This window comes from Pantoea sp. USMM079 (assembly GCF_037153115.1).
Classification (GTDB): domain Bacteria; phylum Pseudomonadota; class Gammaproteobacteria; order Enterobacterales; family Enterobacteriaceae; genus Pantoea; species Pantoea communis.
Genome location: NZ_JBBCKX010000005.1, coordinates 200,323 through 217,633 on the forward strand (window position 1 = coordinate 200,323; position 17,311 = coordinate 217,633).

Annotated in this window: 16 protein-coding genes; 13 read left to right on the top strand and 3 right to left on the bottom strand. The window is 53.4% G+C overall.

Annotation, left to right across the window (positions count from 1 at the left end):
- Positions 1–12: 12 nt before the first annotated feature.
- On the top strand, positions 13–672 hold the full coding sequence (locus tag WFP70_RS10635; protein WP_058961295.1) for a sugar phosphatase: 660 nt from the start codon (positions 13–15) through the stop codon (positions 670–672).
- A 26-nt stretch (positions 673–698) separates the two neighbouring features.
- Here WFP70_RS10635 and yfbR read toward each other — a convergent pair whose 3' ends face one another.
- From yfbR to WFP70_RS10650, 3 genes are all read right to left on the bottom strand, one after another.
- Positions 699–1,298: a 5'-deoxynucleotidase gene (gene yfbR, locus WFP70_RS10640; protein ID WP_034825080.1), complete on the bottom strand. Its 600-nt coding sequence runs from the start codon at positions 1,296–1,298 to the stop codon at positions 699–701.
- 182 nt (positions 1,299–1,480) lie between these two features.
- A complete protein-coding gene (locus WFP70_RS10645; protein ID WP_034825078.1) occupies positions 1,481–2,698 on the bottom strand; it encodes a pyridoxal phosphate-dependent aminotransferase in 1,218 nt (405 codons plus the stop codon).
- Between the two features lie 27 nt (positions 2,699–2,725).
- Positions 2,726–2,959, bottom strand: coding sequence for a hypothetical protein (locus WFP70_RS10650; RefSeq protein ID WP_337023303.1), 234 nt, complete (start codon positions 2,957–2,959; stop codon positions 2,726–2,728).
- 704 nt (positions 2,960–3,663) lie between these two features.
- Here WFP70_RS10650 and lrhA point away from each other — a divergent pair.
- From lrhA to nuoL, 12 genes are all read left to right on the top strand, one after another.
- Entirely contained in the window at positions 3,664–4,587 is a 924-nt protein-coding gene (gene lrhA, locus WFP70_RS10655) for a transcriptional regulator LrhA (RefSeq protein ID WP_034825076.1), read from the top strand.
- Between the two features lie 660 nt (positions 4,588–5,247).
- Positions 5,248–5,691 carry an NADH-quinone oxidoreductase subunit A gene (locus WFP70_RS10660; RefSeq protein WP_034825074.1) on the top strand — a complete coding sequence of 148 codons (444 nt, stop codon included), beginning with the start codon at positions 5,248–5,250 and terminating at the stop codon, positions 5,689–5,691.
- A 15-nt stretch (positions 5,692–5,706) separates the two neighbouring features.
- Complete coding sequence (locus tag WFP70_RS10665; RefSeq protein WP_007889318.1) at positions 5,707–6,387, top strand: NuoB/complex I 20 kDa subunit family protein; 681 nt, start codon at positions 5,707–5,709, stop codon at positions 6,385–6,387.
- Between the two features lie 115 nt (positions 6,388–6,502).
- Entirely contained in the window at positions 6,503–8,302 is a 1,800-nt protein-coding gene (gene nuoC / locus WFP70_RS10670) for an NADH-quinone oxidoreductase subunit C/D (RefSeq protein ID WP_097116580.1), read from the top strand.
- Positions 8,303–8,304: 2 nt separating this feature from the next.
- Complete coding sequence (gene nuoE / locus WFP70_RS10675; RefSeq protein ID WP_058961298.1) at positions 8,305–8,820, top strand: NADH-quinone oxidoreductase subunit NuoE; 516 nt, start codon at positions 8,305–8,307, stop codon at positions 8,818–8,820.
- A gap of 2 nt (positions 8,821–8,822) precedes the next feature.
- Positions 8,823–10,163, top strand: coding sequence for an NADH-quinone oxidoreductase subunit NuoF (gene nuoF / locus WFP70_RS10680; RefSeq protein ID WP_176505727.1), 1,341 nt, complete (start codon positions 8,823–8,825; stop codon positions 10,161–10,163).
- A 104-nt stretch (positions 10,164–10,267) separates the two neighbouring features.
- A complete protein-coding gene (gene nuoG, locus WFP70_RS10685) occupies positions 10,268–12,991 on the top strand; it encodes an NADH-quinone oxidoreductase subunit NuoG (RefSeq protein ID WP_337023302.1) in 2,724 nt (907 codons plus the stop codon).
- Positions 12,988–13,965: an NADH-quinone oxidoreductase subunit NuoH gene (gene nuoH, locus WFP70_RS10690; protein WP_045813644.1), complete on the top strand. Its 978-nt coding sequence runs from the start codon at positions 12,988–12,990 to the stop codon at positions 13,963–13,965. Before nuoG ends, nuoH begins: the two co-directional genes overlap by 4 nt.
- A gap of 11 nt (positions 13,966–13,976) precedes the next feature.
- A complete protein-coding gene (nuoI, locus tag WFP70_RS10695; protein WP_034825061.1) occupies positions 13,977–14,519 on the top strand; it encodes an NADH-quinone oxidoreductase subunit NuoI in 543 nt (180 codons plus the stop codon).
- A gap of 10 nt (positions 14,520–14,529) precedes the next feature.
- A complete protein-coding gene (gene nuoJ / locus WFP70_RS10700; protein ID WP_337023301.1) occupies positions 14,530–15,081 on the top strand; it encodes an NADH-quinone oxidoreductase subunit J in 552 nt (183 codons plus the stop codon).
- Positions 15,078–15,380, top strand: coding sequence for an NADH-quinone oxidoreductase subunit NuoK (gene nuoK / locus WFP70_RS10705; protein ID WP_034825057.1), 303 nt, complete (start codon positions 15,078–15,080; stop codon positions 15,378–15,380). Before nuoJ ends, nuoK begins: the two co-directional genes overlap by 4 nt.
- Positions 15,377–17,212, top strand: a complete 1,836-nt coding sequence (nuoL, locus tag WFP70_RS10710) for an NADH-quinone oxidoreductase subunit L (RefSeq protein ID WP_337023300.1) — start codon at positions 15,377–15,379, stop codon at positions 17,210–17,212. The genes nuoK and nuoL overlap by 4 nt, the downstream gene beginning before the upstream one ends.
- The last annotated feature ends 99 nt before the right edge of the window (positions 17,213–17,311 follow it).

The following is a 17,311-nucleotide window of genomic DNA, read 5'->3' on the forward strand; positions in this document are numbered from 1 at the left end:
AAGGAGCGACGCGTGGAGTACAGGGGTTTTCTGTTTGATTTGGACGGTACGTTGGTGGATTCGTTGCCTGCGGTGATCCGCGCATGGTCATTGTGGGGCGAGCGCCAGGGTCTTGCGGCGGAAGAAGTCCTGAACTTCATACACGGTAAGCCAGCGATCAATTCACTGCGCCATTTTATGGCAGGCCAGTCTGAAGAGGCGATTCAGGCGGAGTTTATGTGGCTTGAGCGTTTAGAAGCAGAAGACACGCAGGGCGTGCAAGCGATTCCGGGGGCAAAGGCATTGCTCGCCACACTCAACGAACTGCAGATTCCCTGGGCGATAGTGACCTCAGGATCTATCCCGGTCGCTCACGCGCGTCACAAAGCGGCGGGTTTACCGATGCCGGAAGTGTTCATTACCGCAGAAAACATCAAATTGGGTAAACCGAACCCGGAGCCGTATCTGCTGGGTGCTGAACGCCTGGGACTGCCTGCAGCGGAATGCGTTGTGGTTGAAGATGCGCCCGCCGGCATTATTGCCGGGCTGGAGGCGCGCAGTGCAGTGGTTGCTGTTAATGCCCCCACGGATGCCCCGCGCCTGAATGAAGTGACCTGGCAGGTGAAAACACTGGAACCGCTGGTGGTTTCACCTACAGAAAACGGCATGTTTACGCTTTCTGCCAACGTCTGACAGAACGGGCCATAGCGGCCCGTTTTTTATAATGGGGTATCCTGCGAAATTTCATCCAGCGACAGGCTAAAGCTTGGAATGAATATCTCTACAAAGTAATCCATTTCAGGGGAACGACGCTGTGACAGTGTTTTCTCCAGACGTGCCTTAGCAAGCAAAAACTCGTTATTTCCTGCTGACAGCTCTTCCAGACATTTCACGTAGGCGCACAGCGCGTCAGCCTGCTTCACCACCGCTTGTTCACTCTCGCTATGCAAATGCTCGTCAATCAACGGACGGTAGGCATCCTGCAATTCCGGCGGCAACATCTCGATCAACTTCTGCTGAGCGATCTTTTCGATCTTTTTGTACTCATGAGCAATTTGCGCGTTGTAATACTTCACCGGCGTGGGTAAATCACCGGTCAGCACTTCACTGGCATCGTGATACAGCGCCAGCATCGCAATACGCTCTGCATTGAGATTGCCGTTAAATTTTTTGTTTTTGATGATGGCCAACGCATGCGCCACCATCGCCACCTGAAGACTGTGTTCAGAGACATTTTCGGTGCGAACGTTGCGCATCAATGGCCAGCGATTGATCAGTTTAAGACGGGAGAGATGAGCGAAAAAGTGGCTACGGGTCATAGACGGTTCCTGTTCTCACGGCGGGGAAGGAGTGCCTTCCCCGAGATGAAAACAGTATATACCCTTCATACTTCGGGTTGCATGTACGTTAGCTGCGTTCACTTACCCAAGTCGCTCACGCAGGTAAGCAACCTGGATTCATTCACTTGCTGCCTGCATGCATTGCGGGTCAGTGTGTCAGACTACTGACGATAGCCTTGCAGGAAACGACCAAATTTATTGATCGCCATTTCCAGATCATCAACACGTGGCAAGGTGACGATGCGCACGTGATCCGGCCATGGCCAGTTAAAGGCGGTACCCTGAACCAGTAGCACTTTCTCTTGTAACAGGAAATCCAGCACCATTTTTTGATCGTCAAAGATGTTGAATTTCTTGGGATCGATGCGCGGGAACATGTACAAAGCGCCTTGCGGTTTCACGCAGCTGACGCCCGGAATGTCGTTGATCAATTCCCAGGCACGTTGGCGCTGTTCATACAAACGACCACCAGGTGCAATAAACTCGCTGATGCTTTGATAGCCACCTAACGCCGTTTGAATCGCATGCTGAGCAGGCACGTTGGCGCACAAACGCATCGACGCCAGCATCTCCAGCCCTTCGATATAGCCCTTAGCGTGTTTCTTCGGACCGTTTAACACCATCCAACCCTGACGGAATCCCGCAACACGGTAGGTTTTAGACAGGCCATTAAAGGTCACGGTCAGCAGATCCGGCGCCAGTGCCGCAATCGAATGGTGCTGTGACTCGTCATACAAAATCTTGTCGTAGATTTCGTCAGCGAAAATGATCAGGTTGTGCTGACGCGCAATCTCCACCACTTCCATCAGCAGTTCTTTGCTGTACACCGCACCCGTTGGGTTGTTCGGGTTAATGATGACGATGCCACGCGTGCGCGGGGTGATCTTACTGCGGATATCGTCCAAATCCGGGAACCAGCCCGCAGACTCATCACACAGATAATGCACAGCTTTACCGCTCGACAGCGACACGGCTGCCGTCCATAACGGATAATCTGGCGCAGGTACCAGCATCTCATCACCACTGTTCAGCAATGCTTGCATCGCCTGCACAATCAGTTCAGAGACACCGTTACCAATGTAGATATCTTCGACGGTAACATCGCGCATATCACGCGCCTGGTAGTGCTGCATAATCGCTTTACGCGCCGAATACAGCCCTTTTGAATCACAATAGCCTTGCGAACTCGGCAGGTTGCGAATCACATCAACCAGAATTTCATCAGGGGCTTCAAAACCAAACGGGGCAGGGTTGCCGATGTTGAGTTTGAGAACTTTATTACCTTCTTCTTCCAGACGCTTAGCTTCTTTCAGTACCGGGCCACGGATGTCATAACAGACATTTTCCAGCTTGCCGGATTTATCAATTTGAAAATTCATCGTTACCGCCTTAACGGGCAGAGTCCTTTAACCTGCCACCAAAATCAAACCTGCCCAATTTACTCCTCTCACTGTCACAAAAGAAGGGCGGCTTAAGGTTTTGGCGCGTTTGCCAATGATTCCTGTCTTGGGTGGCGTAAAACGCAGTTTGCGAAGGTTAATCTGGTTAATAACTCTATTGTTTGATTTTTTTGTAATATAAAATGCTGCTGGTTTGTGCTGGCACTGTAAAGCCGCTAATCCATGGGTAATGGAGGTCATTAAGAAATTTTTTATTTACATCCTGCAAAAAAAACCATTAGCGACCTGATGAAATAGTTAAAGAAATCTTGTTGGATGTCGAAGAACTAAACAGTGCCGTTGCAGCCATCGCTGGTGCCATTAAATGTCACGCATTCTTAATCAGTTTAAGGTGGCAGCATGAAGCGCTGCGAAGTGACCTATTCTGATAACAGCAGCAGGTTAAATAGCATTTACACTGTAACTTTAACGCGGCTGCAGCAGTTTAAGAACCTGGGGGGTTAAAAAATGAGCGCTGTTGTGGCAGGATGTGGCGGAAAAGGGGTTTGGTCAAAAAATGCGATGATTTGATCGAAAACATTTCCCTTTAAAGCGTAAAAATGATTAAGTATAATTTATTATTTGATGCACTTTATCGCTTCGCATCAGCATAACATGATGTTATCTCTTTTTGACCCGCAGGCCGTTTTCGCGGGAAACTAGACAACTACGCAGCTTCCAGCATCTGTGCGACATACGTCTTCGTACCCGAAGTTGTTCTGTCTTATTAGACGGCACTCCTCTGAATACAGAGTGACGTATCCGTCGGCATCCGCCTGACACGATTTTTCCATGACAGCTCCACACAGGGCTGTCATTAAGCACCATTACCTCTTATCTATTTGATAAGTAGGGTAATACACCAGGGTAGTAGTTTTAAAAAATCTTATAAGTGAAGAAAAAACATGACTAATGCAAATCGTCCGATACTGAATCTCGACCTCGATCTGCTGCGTACTTTTGTTGCTGTTGCTGACTTGAATACTTTTGCGGCGGCGGCTGCAGCAGTGTGCAGAACGCAATCCGCAGTAAGTCAGCAGATGCAACGTCTGGAACAATTGGTAGGTAAAGAGCTGTTTGCCAGACATGGACGTAATAAACTGTTGACGGAGCATGGCATCCAGTTGCTAGGCTACGCCAGAAAGATCCTTCGTTTCAATGACGAAGCGTGCACCTCTTTAATGTACAGCAACATCCAGGGCGTACTGACCATCGGCGCCTCCGATGACACTTCCGATACCATTCTGCCGTTCCTGCTTAACCGCGTAACGTCGGTCTATCCGAAGCTGGCCATTGATGTGCGCGTCAAACGCAACCCGTTCATGATGGAAATGCTGAATCAGGGTGAGGTTGATCTGGTTGTCACCACGTCCAGTCCTGGTAATTTCACCCATCAGGTCCTGCGTACCTCACCGACGCTTTGGTACTGTGCTGCGGATTATATCTTCCAGCGCGGCGAAGCCATTCCACTGGTACTGCTGGATGAACCAAGTCCGTACCGTGACATGGCGATCGATCACCTGAATGAAGCGGGCATCCCATGGCGCATTTCCTATGTTGCATCAACGCTGGCAGCAGTGCGTGCGGCAGTGAAAGCGGGTCTGGGTGTCACAGCACGCCCGGTTGAGATGATGAGCCCAGAGCTGCGTGTAATGGGTGCGGCTGAAGGGCTGCCGGTATTGCCCGATACTCAGTACCTGCTGTGCCGTAATCCAGACAGTGATAACGAGTTGGCGCTTGCGATCTTCAACGCGATGCAGTCCACCAACGATCCTTACAATCTGACGGCAAATCCAGATGGCACCCTGCTGCTGGATGACGAAGAGTAAGGTCAACAATAGCGGGTTATTCCTTCACGTTGGAATACCAGTTAATTGTTAAAACTTATTAAAATGAGCCTTAGACTGATAAACATCAGCTAAGGCTTTTTTTATGCATTTTAATTCACGCTTTCTAACGCGATTCACCACCAATAATTTTCCTCTCTTCCTGAAAAATGATAATTGTTCCATTTTTACTCAAAATGGAACTTCTTTATCATTCCGTGCCATCTTTCCCAGGGCATTTGCCTGTACCAATCGCCGATTTTTACAGCAAAAAACACCATTATGTGTTCTGGATCAAAAAAATACCCCCTATAAGGGGGGGGAAATCCCCGTAAGACCTGTCAAAATATGATTGTTAAATGCACGATCCATGCATGTGAATACCCGCTACACTAAAATTAACCTCACAAACTGAAGCGATTTAGCTGGTATGATGGGGTTCATTTGTTAATAATATGCTACGGGTGTTAATTAATGTTTGGATGCTTTTGTCAAAGTTGACAAAAGGTTATAGAAAGGAGTAAAAAACCCCATAAAATTGCTGCTTATTTGATAATGACAGCATAGTTTACAAGGTTTTTTATCCTTCCCTTGAATTCATGTGGTGTGTTTGCTGCAACAGTGCAGGATGCCAGCGCCACTTTTGATGAGTAAGCAAAGAGTATGTCGACAACCACAGAAGTGATCGCTCATCACTGGGCGTTTATTGTTTTTATTGTTATTGCATTTGGCCTGTGTGCCTTCATGTTGACCGGCGGTTGGTTGTTAGGTGGTCGTGCGCGGGCACGCCATAAAGACACCCCGTTTGAATCGGGTATCGAATCCGTCGGTGATACCCATATTCGCCTCTCCGCTAAATTCTATCTGGTTGCGATGTTCTTCGTTATTTTCGACGTCGAAGCCCTCTATTTATACGCCTGGTCGACTTCAATCCGTGAGAGCGGATGGGTCGGCTTTGTCGAAGCCGCAATTTTCATTTTGGTGCTATTGGCAGGCCTGGTTTATCTGGTGCGCATCGGTGCACTGGATTGGGCTCCTGCGCGTCGTCGCGTAGTGGTCAAATCAATTCCGGTCAGTCACAACCACACCAACCCTCATAAGCAGTAAAAGCGAGGCAATAAGATGGACTACACGCTGACACGCGTAGACCCGAACGGCGGCGGTGATAACGATCGCTATCCGCTGCAGAAACAGGAGATTGTTACCGATCCTCTGGAGCAGCACGTTCATCGCAGCGTCTATATGGGCAAGCTCGAGCATGCCCTGCATGACATGGTGAACTGGGGTCGTAAAAACTCTCTCTGGCCGTACAACTTCGGTCTTTCCTGTTGCTACGTGGAAATGACCACGTCATTCACTGCGGTGCATGACGTGGCGCGTTTTGGTGCGGAAGTCATGCGCGCCTCCCCACGTCAGGCTGACTTTATGGTGATCGCCGGTACGCCGTTTACCAAAATGGCGCCGGTTATTCAGCGTTTGTATGACCAGATGCTGGAACCGAAATGGGTGATCTCCATGGGTGCTTGTGCAAACTCGGGCGGCATGTACGACATCTATTCTGTGGTGCAAGGCGTGGATAAATTCCTGCCGGTTGACGTGTACATTCCGGGCTGCCCACCGCGTCCTGAAGCTTACATGCAAGCGCTGCTGCTGCTGCGTGAGTCGATTGGTAAAGAGCGCCGTCCACTGTCGTGGGTGGTGGGTGATCAGGGCGTTTATCGCGCCAATATGCAGCCAGAGCGTGAGAGAAAACGCGGCGAGCGTATTGCCGTCACTAACCTGAGAACGCCAGACGAAGTCTAAGCTTCCCGTACACGGATGGCACAACGGCCGCAGCAGAACATCACAATTTAATGCGCGCCGCCATCCTGACGCCTTCTTTTAGCGCCTGATTACAGGCCGGAATGGTGAGTAACGTATGACAGATTTAACCACGCAAGATCTCGCTCAGCCTGCATGGCAAACCCGCGACCATCTGGATGATCCAGTGGTCGGCGAGCTGCGTAACCGTTTTGGGCCGGATGCCTTTACCGTTCAGGCCACCCGCACCGGTATTCCGGTCGTCTGGGTGAAACGTGAACAGTTACTGGAAATTGTCGAATTCCTGCGTAAGCTGCCAAAGCCGTACGTCATGCTGTATGACTTGCACGGTTTCGATGAGCGTTTACGTACCCACCGCGCCGGTTTACCTGCCGCGGATTTCTCCGTTTTCTATCACCTGCTTTCGATTGAACGCAACCGCGACATCATGCTCAAGGTGGCGCTGTCTGAAAACGATCTGAATGTGCCGACCATCACCAAAATCTTCGCCAATGCCAACTGGTATGAGCGCGAAACCTGGGAGATGTTTGGTATCACCTTTAATGGTCACCCGCACCTGACGCGCATCATGATGCCGCAGACCTGGGAAGGCCATCCGCTGCGTAAAGATTACCCGGCGCGTGCCACTGAGTTCGACCCGTTCGAACTGACCAAACAGAAAGAAGATCTGGAAATGGAGGCGCTGACCTTCAAGCCTGAAGACTGGGGCATGAAGCGTAGCACCACCAATGAGGACTTCATGTTCCTCAACCTGGGTCCGAACCACCCATCAGCACACGGTGCCTTCCGTATCATCCTGCAGTTGGATGGCGAAGAGATCGTCGACTGCGTGCCGGATGTCGGTTACCACCATCGTGGTGCTGAAAAGATGGGCGAGCGCCAATCCTGGCACAGCTACATTCCGTACACCGACCGTATCGAATATCTCGGCGGCTGCGTGAACGAGATGCCTTACGTGCTGGCGGTGGAAAAATTAGCCGGCATCACCGTGCCGGATCGCGTCAACGTGATCCGCGTGATGCTGTCAGAGCTGTTCCGTATCAACAGTCACTTGCTGTACATCTCCACCTTTATCCAGGACGTGGGCGCCATGACGCCGGTGTTCTTCGCCTTCACCGACCGTCAGAAAATTTATGACGTGGTTGAAGCGATTACCGGTTTCCGTATGCACCCAGCCTGGTTCCGCATCGGCGGTGTGGCACACGATCTGCCGAAAGGGTGGGAGCGTCTGCTGCGTGAGTTCCTCGATTGGATGCCGAAGCGTCTGAAAGAGTATGACAAAGCCGCACTGCGCAATACCGTGTTGATGGGCCGTTCGCAGGGCGTTGCAGCCTATAACATGGACGAAGCGCTGGCGTGGGGCACCACTGGTGCTGGCTTACGTGCCACCGGTCTCGACTTTGACGTGCGTAAATGGCGTCCCTATTCAGGTTATGAAAACTTCGATTTTGAGATCCCTGTTGGCGCAGGCATTAGTGATGCCTACACCCGCGTTCAACTGAAAATGGAAGAGATGTGGCAGTCACTGCGCATTCTGGAACAGTGCCTGAAAAACATGCCGGAAGGCCCGTTCAAAGCGGATCACCCGCTGACCACGCCGCCACCAAAAGAGCGCACGCTGCAACACATCGAAACCCTGATCACGCACTTCCTGCAAGTTTCGTGGGGCCCGGTCATGCCGGCCAACGAATCCTTCCAGATGATTGAAGCGACTAAAGGGATCAACAGCTACTACCTGACCAGCGATGGCAGCACCATGAGCTACCGCACCCGTGTGCGTACGCCAAGCTTCCCGCACCTGCAGCAGATCCCATCGGTGATCCGCGGCAGCCTGGTATCCGACTTGATCGTATACCTCGGTAGTATCGATTTTGTTATGTCAGACGTGGACCGCTAATTATGCACGATCAAAAAATTGCCATTCACACTATCGACCCTGATGAGGTCTTTGTGCTGAGCGAGACCGAGCACCACGCTATTGAGCACGAAAAACACCATTACGAGGATGCACGCGCCGCCTCAATTGAAGCGTTGAAGATCGTGCAGAAGCAGCGTGGATGGGTGCCAGATGGCGCCATCAATGCCATTGCTGAAGTGCTGGGCATTCCAGCCAGTGACGTAGAAGGTGTGGCGACGTTTTACAGCCAGATCTACCGCACGCCGGTTGGCCGTCACGTCATTCGTTATTGCGACAGCGTGGTGTGCCACATCACCGGTTTCCAGGGCATTCAGGCTGCGCTTGAGCAGAATCTGAATATCAAGCCGGGCCAGACCACAGCCGATGGCCGCTTTACCCTGCTGCCGACCTGCTGCCTGGGCAACTGTGACAAAGGCCCAACCATGATGGTGGATGAAGATACCCATGTTCATCTGACCCCGGAAGGCATCGCCAATCTGCTGGAGCAGTATCAATGACCATTAAACAGATCATTCGTACTGCGGAAACGCATCCACTCACCTGGCGTCTGCGCGACGACAAGCAGCCGGTGTGGATCGATGAATATCGCAGTAAAAACGGTTATGTCGGCGCTGATAAAGCACTGAAAGGCATGAGCCAGGACGAAATCGTCGCGGCAGTGAAAGACTCCGGTCTAAAAGGTCGCGGTGGCGCAGGCTTTAATACCGGCCTGAAGTGGAGCCTGATGCCGAAAGACGAATCCATGAACATCCGTTACCTGCTGTGTAACGCCGATGAAATGGAGCCGGGCACCTATAAAGACCGCCTGCTGATGGAGCAAATGCCGCACCAGTTGGTGGAAGGTATGCTGATCAGTGCGTTCGCCTTGAAAGCCTATCGTGGCTACATCTTCTTACGTGGCGAGTACATCGAAGCGGCCGTGCATCTGCGCCGTGCGATTGCCGAAGCCACCGAAGCGGGATACCTCGGTAAAAACATCCTCGGTACCGGTTTCGATTTTGAACTGATCGTGCACACCGGCGCGGGACGTTACATCTGTGGTGAAGAGACCGCGCTGATCAACTCACTGGAAGGTCGTCGTGCGAACCCGCGTTCTAAGCCACCGTTCCCGGCGAGTGCGGGCGTGTGGGGCAAGCCAACCTGCGTCAACAACGTGGAAACCTTGTCCAACGTCCCAGCCATCTTCCTCAACGGCGTTGACTGGTACAAGAACATCTCTACCAGCGAAGACACCGGTACCAAAATGATGGGCTTCTCAGGCCGCGTGAAAAATCCAGGCGTGTGGGAACTGCCGTTTGGCACGACCGCGCGTGAGATTCTGGAAGATTATGCCGGTGGCATGCGCGATGGCCTGAAATTTAAAGCCTGGCAGCCAGGCGGTGCGGGTACGGATTTCCTGACCGATCAACACCTTGATCTGCCAATGGAATTTGCCAGCATCGGTAAAGCCGGCAGCCGTTTAGGCACGGCATTGGCGATGGCGGTCGATCATGAAATCGGCATGGTTTCGCTGGTGCGTAATCTGGAAGAATTCTTTGCGCGCGAGTCCTGTGGCTGGTGTACGCCATGCCGTGATGGTTTGCCATGGAGCGTGAAGATCCTGCGTGCGCTGGAGCAGAAAAAAGGCCAGCCGGGTGACATCGAAACCCTGCTGCAACTCTGTCGCCAACTCGGCCCAGGGAAAACCTTCTGTGCCCACGCACCGGGTGCCGTTGAGCCATTGCAGAGCGCGATTAAATATTTCCGTGAAGAGTTTGAAGCCGGCATTGCGCCGCAGGTGTTTGGCAATACCCGATCGATCGGTGGTATTCAGCCCAACCTGCTGAAAGCGCGCTGGTAATCAGCCGCCGTACACGGAATTCACCCTGCGCCGACACGGCGCGGGGGACAGAATTAGATGTTTAACGCTCGTCTTAGGGCGAGCCTTACGGAAGCATGTTCACTATGGCTACAATCCATGTAGACGGTAAAGAATATGATGTGAACGGAGCGGACAACCTGTTGCAGGCGTGTCTCTCTCTGGGCCTTGATATTCCTTATTTTTGCTGGCATCCGGCGCTGGGAAGCGTGGGAGCCTGCCGCCAGTGTGCGGTGAAGCAATTCCAGAATGCCGAAGATACCCGTGGTCGTCTTGTTATGTCATGCATGACACCGGCGTCGGACGGCACCTTTATTTCCATCGACGATGGCGAAGCGAAAGAGTTTCGTGAAAGCGTGGTGGAATGGCTGATGACCAACCATCCGCACGACTGTCCAGTGTGCGAAGAGGGCGGTAACTGCCATCTGCAAGATATGACGGTGATGACGGGCCACAGCTTCCGTCGTTACCGCTTCACCAAACGTACGCACCAGAATCAGGATCTCGGCCCGTTCATCTCCCATGAAATGAACCGCTGTATCGCCTGCTATCGCTGCGTGCGTTACTACAAAGATTACGCAGACGGCAAAGATCTCGGCGTTTACGGTGCCCACGACAACGTTTACTTCGGTCGCCCGGAAGATGGCACGCTGGAGAGCGAGTTCTCCGGTAACCTGGTCGAGATCTGCCCGACCGGCGTATTCACCGATAAAACGCACTCCGAACGCTACAACCGTAAATGGGATATGCAGTTCGCACCGAGCATCTGCCAGCAGTGCAGCGTGGGTTGTAACACCAGCCCAGGCGAGCGTTATGGTGAATTGCGTCGTATCGAAAACCGTTACAACGGTACCGTAAACCACTACTTCCTGTGTGACCGTGGTCGTTTCGGTTATGGCTATGTGAACCGAAAAGATCGTCCACGTCATCCAGTACAGAAGCGCGGCAACGATTGGGTTAGTCTGAATGCCGAACAAGCGGTGAATGCCGCGGCTGACGTACTGCGTCAGGCGAAGCGTGTGATTGGGATTGGATCACCGCGTGCCAGCATTGAAAGCAACTTTGCGCTGCGTGAACTTGTCGGTGCGAAAAACTTCTCCACCGGTATGCCTGCCGCTGAGCAAGCACGCGTTGAGTTGATGCTGAAAGTGCTGCAGGAAGGCGGTATTTACACGCCATCACTGCGCGAAATCGAAAGCTACGATGCGGTGCTGGTGCTGGGTGAAGACCTGACTCAGGTCGGTGCGCGTGTCGCACTTTCTGTGCGTCAGGCGGTGAAAGGTAAAGCACGTGAAATGGCAGCAGCCCAGAAAGTGGCTGACTGGCAGATCGCGGCGATCCTCAACATTGGTCAGCACGCCAAACATCCGCTATTTGTCACCAACGTTGATGAAACCCGTCTTGATGATATCGCGGCGTGGAGCTATCGCGCACCGGTGGAAGATCAGGCTCGTCTCGGCTTCGCTATTGCCAATGCGCTCGATGAAGCCGCTCCAGCCGTCAGTGGCTTTGACAGCAAACTGAATGGCAAGCTGGATGTGGTGGTACAGGCGTTAGCCGGTGCCAAAAAACCACTGATTATTTCTGGTACTCACTCTGGCAGCACCGCGATGATTGAAGCGGCCGCCAACGTGGCAAAAGCACTGAAAGGTCGCGGTGCCGATGTCGGCATTACCTTCCTTGCCGGTGCAGCTAACAGCTTTGGTCTCGGCCTGATGGGCGGTCAATCGCTGGATAGCGCGCTGGAACAGCTGGATAAAGGCGAAGCGGAAGCGCTGGTGGTGTTGGAAAACGATCTTTACCGCCATGCACCGAAAGCCACCGTGGATGCGGCTTTGCACAACACCGCACACGTGATTGTGGTTGATCATCAACGCACTGCGACGTTGGAGAAAGCCGGTCTGGTGCTCTCGACGGCGAGCTTCGCAGAGAGTGATGGCACCTCGATCAACCAGGAAGGCCGCGCACAGCGTTTCTTCCAGGTTTACGATCCGTCTTATTACGACAACAGCATTGTGATGCTGGAGAGCTGGCGCTGGCTGCACTCGCTGCACAGCACTGTTGAAAGCCGTCAGATTGACTGGACGCTGCTGGATCACGTGATCGATGCCACCGTTGCAGCATTGCCACAGCTGAAAGGTATTAAAGACGCGGCGCCGGATGCAAGCTTCCGTATTCGCGGTCAGAAACTGGCGCGTTCACCGCATCGTAACAGTGGCCGTACCGCGATGCGTGCCAATATTAGCGTGCACGAACCGCGTCAGCCGCAAGACAAAGACACCATGTTTGCCTTCTCAATGGAAGGTAACAACCAACCAGGCGCACCACGTTCGCAGATTCCATTCGCCTGGGCTCCAGGCTGGAACTCCCCGCAAGCATGGAACAAGTTCCAGGCTGAAGTCGGTGGCAAACTGCGTCATGGCGATCCGGGTGTGCGTCTGTTTGAAGCGAGCGAAGGATCACTGCCGTGGTTCACCGCCGTGCCAGAAAGCTTTGTTGAAGGCAGCCAATATCGCGTTGCACCTTACTATCAGCTGTTTGGTAGTGAAGAGATGACTCAGCGTTCACCGACCTTCCAGAAGCGTATGTCGCCAGCTACGCTGGTGATTAACCCGGCTGATGCGGAGAAACTGGGCGTCAATAACGGCTCTGCGGTTGAACTGGTTTGTGCCGGTGAAACGCTGCGTCTGCCAGTACGCTTCTCCACTTCCCTGCAAGCAGGGCAGGTGGGTCTGCCGCTGGGTATGCCAGGTGTGCCGCCGTTCCTCTCAGGTGCGCAAGTTGACAAACTGCAGGAGGCAGCACAATGAGCTGGCTGACACCGGACGCTATCGACATCCTCATCCAGATCCTGAAAACCATTGTGATTCTGCTGGTGGTGGTGGGTTGTGGTGCCTTTATGAGTTTCGCCGAGCGTCGTCTGCTCGGCTTATGGCAGAACCGTTATGGACCGAACCGTGTTGGCTGGGGCGGCTCACTGCAGCTCGCCGCTGACATGATCAAAATGTTCTTCAAAGAGGACTGGGTTCCGCCGTTTACCGACCGCTTCATCTTTACTCTGGCACCGGTTATTGCCTTTGTATCGCTGCTGCTGGCGTTTGCCATCGTGCCAGTTTCACCGACCTGGATGGTGACAGACCTGAATATCGGTCTGCTGTTCTTCCTGATGATGGCCGGTCTGGCGGTTTACGCCGTGCTGTTCGCCGGTTGGTCGAGTAATAACAAATACTCACTGCTGGGTGCAATGCGTGCTTCCGCGCAGACGCTGAGCTACGAAGTGTTCCTGGGCCTGTCGCTGATGGGTGTGGTGGCGCAAGCCGGTTCATTCAACATGAACGCCATCGTCGAGAGCCAGACGCACTTGTGGAACATCATTCCGCAGTTCTTCGGCTTCGTGACCTTCTGTATCGCGGGCGTCGCGGTTTGTCACCGTCATCCGTTTGACCAGCCAGAAGCGGAACAGGAACTGGCCGATGGTTACCACATCGAATATGCCGGTATGAAGTTCGGTCTGTTCTTCGTCGGTGAATACGTGGCGATCACCACCGTTTCAGCGCTGATTGTCACGCTGTTCTTCGGTGGCTGGCACGGTCCATTCCTGCCGCCATTCATCTGGTTCGCCCTGAAAACGGCGTTCTTTATGGTGATGTTTATCCTGATTCGTGCTGCGCTGCCGCGTCCACGTTATGACCAGGTGCTGTCGTTCGGCTGGAAAGTGTGTCTGCCGTTGACGTTATTGAACCTGCTGGCGACCGCCGCAGTGATTCTGTACAGCGCGCAGTAAGGGGTTTTGAGATGACTTTAAAAGATATTGTCGTTGGCTTCGGCACGACAGTGCGCAGTATCTGGATGATAGGCATGCATGCCTTCGCCAAGCGCGAAACCCAGATGTATCCAGAAGAACCGGTTTACCTGCCGCCGCGCTACCGTGGCCGTATCGTGCTGACGCGCGATCCGGACGGCGAGGAGCGCTGTGTTGCCTGTAACCTGTGTGCGGTAGCCTGTCCAGTGGGTTGTATCTCACTGCAGAAAGCGGAAACGGTTGATGGTCGCTGGTATCCGGAGTTCTTCCGCATCAACTTCTCACGCTGCATCTTCTGCGGTCTGTGCGAAGAAGCCTGCCCGACCACGGCGATTCAGCTGACCCCCGATTTTGAGCTGGGTGAGTTCAAGCGTCAGGATCTGGTGTACGAGAAGCAGGACCTGCTGATTTCCGGTCCGGGTAAATATCCGGAGTACAACTTCTATCGCATGGCGGGTATGGCGATCGACGGGAAAGAGAAGGGCGAAGCGGAAAACGAAGCCAAGCCAATCGACGTCAAAAGCTTGTTACCTTAAGGAGCCAGGTATGGAATTTGCGTTTTATCTTTGCGGACTGGTGGCGGTGCTGACGACATTGCGCGTTATCACTCACACCAATCCGGTACATGCGCTGCTGTACCTGATTGTTTCGCTGCTTTCGATTGCGGGCGTGTTCTTCTCAATGGGCGCTTACTTTGCCGGTGCGCTGGAGATCATCGTTTACGCCGGTGCCATTATGGTGCTTTTCGTGTTCGTGGTGATGATGCTGAACCTGGGCAAAACCCAGCAGGACCAGGAGCGCGAGTGGCTGAAGCCTTCGCTGTGGATTGGGCCTGGCATCATCTCCCTGTTGCTGCTGGTGGTGATGATTTACGCCATTAGTACCGCGCACGATCAGGGCATTGATGGCACCGTCATCGATGCCAAAGCGGTGGGTATCAGTCTGTTTGGTCCTTACGTACTGGCGGTTGAGCTGGCGTCAATGCTGCTGCTGGCCGGTCTGGTGGTGGCCTTCCATATCGGACGTGAAGAGCGTCAGGGCGAAGTGCTGAGCAATCGCCATGCTGATGCACATGCGAATAAGGAGGATCACGCATGATCCCGTTACAACACGGCCTGATGTTGGCTGCTGTGCTGTTTGTTCTCGGCCTGACCTCGCTGGTACTGCGCCGCAATTTGCTATTTATGCTGATTGGTCTGGAGATCATGATCAACGCCGCGGCACTGGCGCTGGTGGTAGCAGGGAGCTACTGGGGACAAGCTGACGGCCAGGTGATGTACATTCTGGCGATCAGCCTCGCGGCGGCGGAAGCCAGCATCGGCCTGGCCCTGCTGCTCCAGCTCTATCGTCGTCGTCAGACGCTGAACATTGACACAGTGAGCGAGATGCGCGGATGAATCTTCTCTATTTAACCGTATTATTTCCGCTGATTGGCTTCCTGCTATTGGCGTTTTCCCGTGGTCGCTGGTCGGAGAATCTGTCGGCAGCGGTGGGAATGGGATCGGTCGGTCTGGCGGCGTTGACCACCGTTTTCGTTGGTATGGATTTCTTCAGTAACGGCCAACAGCCTTTTACTCAGGCGTTGTGGACATGGATTCAGGTCGGCCACTTTGATATCAAAGTGAACCTGGTACTGGACGGCTTGTCTCTGACCATGCTGTCAGTGGTGACCGGCGTCGGCTTCTTCATCCACATGTTTGCTTCCTGGTACATGCGCGGTGAAGAGGGCTATTCACGCTTCTTCGCTTACACCAACCTGTTCATCGCGAGCATGGTGGTGTTGGTGCTGGCCGACAACCTGATGCTGATGTATCTCGGTTGGGAAGGCGTGGGCCTCTGCTCTTATCTGCTGATTGGCTTCTACTACAGCAATCCAGAAAACGGCAAGGCGGCGATGAAAGCGTTCATCATCACCCGCGTCGGTGACGTGTTCCTCGCATTCGCACTGTTCATTCTCTATAACGAACTGGGTACGCTGAACTTCCGCGAGCTGGTGGAACTGGCGCCGGCGCATTTCGCCGCTAACAACCACATGCTGCAGTGGGCAACCCTGATGCTGTTGGGCGGTGCGGTCGGTAAATCTGCACAGTTGCCACTGCAAACGTGGCTGGCTGATGCGATGGCGGGTCCTACGCCGGTATCAGCTCTGATCCACGCCGCCACCATGGTAACCGCGGGTGTTTACCTGATTGCGCGTACCCATGGCCTGTTCCTGCTGACGCCGGAAGTGCTGCATCTGGTGGGTATAGTGGGGGCGATTACGTTGGTGCTGGCAGGCTTTGCCGCGCTGGTGCAAACCGATATCAAACGCGTGTTGGCTTACTCCACCATGAGTCAAATCGGCTACATGTTCCTCGCGCTGGGCGTGCAGGCATGGGACGCGGCCATTTTCCACTTGATGACGCACGCCTTCTTCAAAGCACTGCTGTTCCTTTCTTCTGGTTCGGTCATTCTGGCCTGCCACCACGAGCAGAACATCTTCAAAATGGGCGGCCTGCGTAAGAGCATCCCACTGGTGTACACCTGCTTCCTGGTCGGCGGCGCTGCGCTGGCGGCACTGCCGCTGATTACCGCAGGTTTCTACAGTAAAGATGAAATCCTGTTTGGTGCGCTGGCGAATGGTCACATCAATCTGATGGTGGCGGGTCTGGTCGGTGCATTCCTGACCTCGATCTACACCTTCCGCATGATCTTCATCGTGTTCCACGGCGAAGAGAAAATTCATGCGCACGCGGGCAAAGGCATCACTCACCATCTGCCACTGATTGTGCTGTTAGTGCTCTCCACCTTCGTTGGCGCCATGATCACGCCACCGCTGGCGGGCGTGCTGCCGCAGAATGAATTCGGTGAGGGCGGAAAAGTGGCGCTGGAAATCACCTCAGGCGTGGTCGCGATTGTCGGCATCCTGATTGCTGCTGCCCTATGGCTTGGCAAACGCCAGCTGGTCACCAGTGTTGCCAATAGCGCGCCGGGCCGTTTCTTCGGCACCTGGTGGTTCGCGGCATGGGGCTTCGACTGGCTGTATGACAAGGTGTTTGTAAAACCTTATTTGGGCATTGCCTGGCTGCTGAAGCGCGATCCGCTGAACTCACTGATGAACCTGCCTGCGCTGTTGTCGCGCATTGGTAATAAAGGCCTGGTGGTGAGCGAGAACGGTTACGTGCGCTGGTATGTGGCTTCCATGAGTGTCGGTGCCGTGGTGGTACTGGCGCTGATGCTGGTGATTTAAAGATTGATGAGCGGGGGCGAGAGAATCAAGGATTCTCTCATCCCAGAAGCGAATGTGAAAAATTGCCTGAATGACGAAGCGTTATTGATGTAGCCCGTT

What these genes read in the sequence shown, in the direction of transcription:
- WFP70_RS10665 (WP_007889318.1), top strand. Translation starts at nt 5,707, where the DNA reads ATGGACTACACGCTGACACGCGTAGACCCGAACGGCGGCGGTGATAAC.
- nuoI (WP_034825061.1), top strand. Translation starts at nt 13,977, where the DNA reads ATGACTTTAAAAGATATTGTCGTTGGCTTCGGCACGACAGTGCGCAGT.
- nuoE (WP_058961298.1), top strand. Translation starts at nt 8,305, where the DNA reads ATGCACGATCAAAAAATTGCCATTCACACTATCGACCCTGATGAGGTC.
- nuoG (WP_337023302.1), top strand. Translation starts at nt 10,268, where the DNA reads ATGGCTACAATCCATGTAGACGGTAAAGAATATGATGTGAACGGAGCG.
- WFP70_RS10650 (WP_337023303.1), bottom strand. Translation starts at nt 2,959, where the DNA reads ATGACCTCCATTACCCATGGATTAGCGGCTTTACAGTGCCAGCACAAA.
- nuoC (WP_097116580.1), top strand. Translation starts at nt 6,503, where the DNA reads ATGACAGATTTAACCACGCAAGATCTCGCTCAGCCTGCATGGCAAACC.
- yfbR (WP_034825080.1), bottom strand. Translation starts at nt 1,298, where the DNA reads ATGACCCGTAGCCACTTTTTCGCTCATCTCTCCCGTCTTAAACTGATC.
- WFP70_RS10660 (WP_034825074.1), top strand. Translation starts at nt 5,248, where the DNA reads ATGTCGACAACCACAGAAGTGATCGCTCATCACTGGGCGTTTATTGTT.
- nuoL (WP_337023300.1), top strand. Translation starts at nt 15,377, where the DNA reads ATGAATCTTCTCTATTTAACCGTATTATTTCCGCTGATTGGCTTCCTG.
- nuoK (WP_034825057.1), top strand. Translation starts at nt 15,078, where the DNA reads ATGATCCCGTTACAACACGGCCTGATGTTGGCTGCTGTGCTGTTTGTT.
- nuoH (WP_045813644.1), top strand. Translation starts at nt 12,988, where the DNA reads ATGAGCTGGCTGACACCGGACGCTATCGACATCCTCATCCAGATCCTG.
- WFP70_RS10645 (WP_034825078.1), bottom strand. Translation starts at nt 2,698, where the DNA reads ATGAATTTTCAAATTGATAAATCCGGCAAGCTGGAAAATGTCTGTTAT.
- lrhA (WP_034825076.1), top strand. Translation starts at nt 3,664, where the DNA reads ATGACTAATGCAAATCGTCCGATACTGAATCTCGACCTCGATCTGCTG.
- nuoJ (WP_337023301.1), top strand. Translation starts at nt 14,530, where the DNA reads ATGGAATTTGCGTTTTATCTTTGCGGACTGGTGGCGGTGCTGACGACA.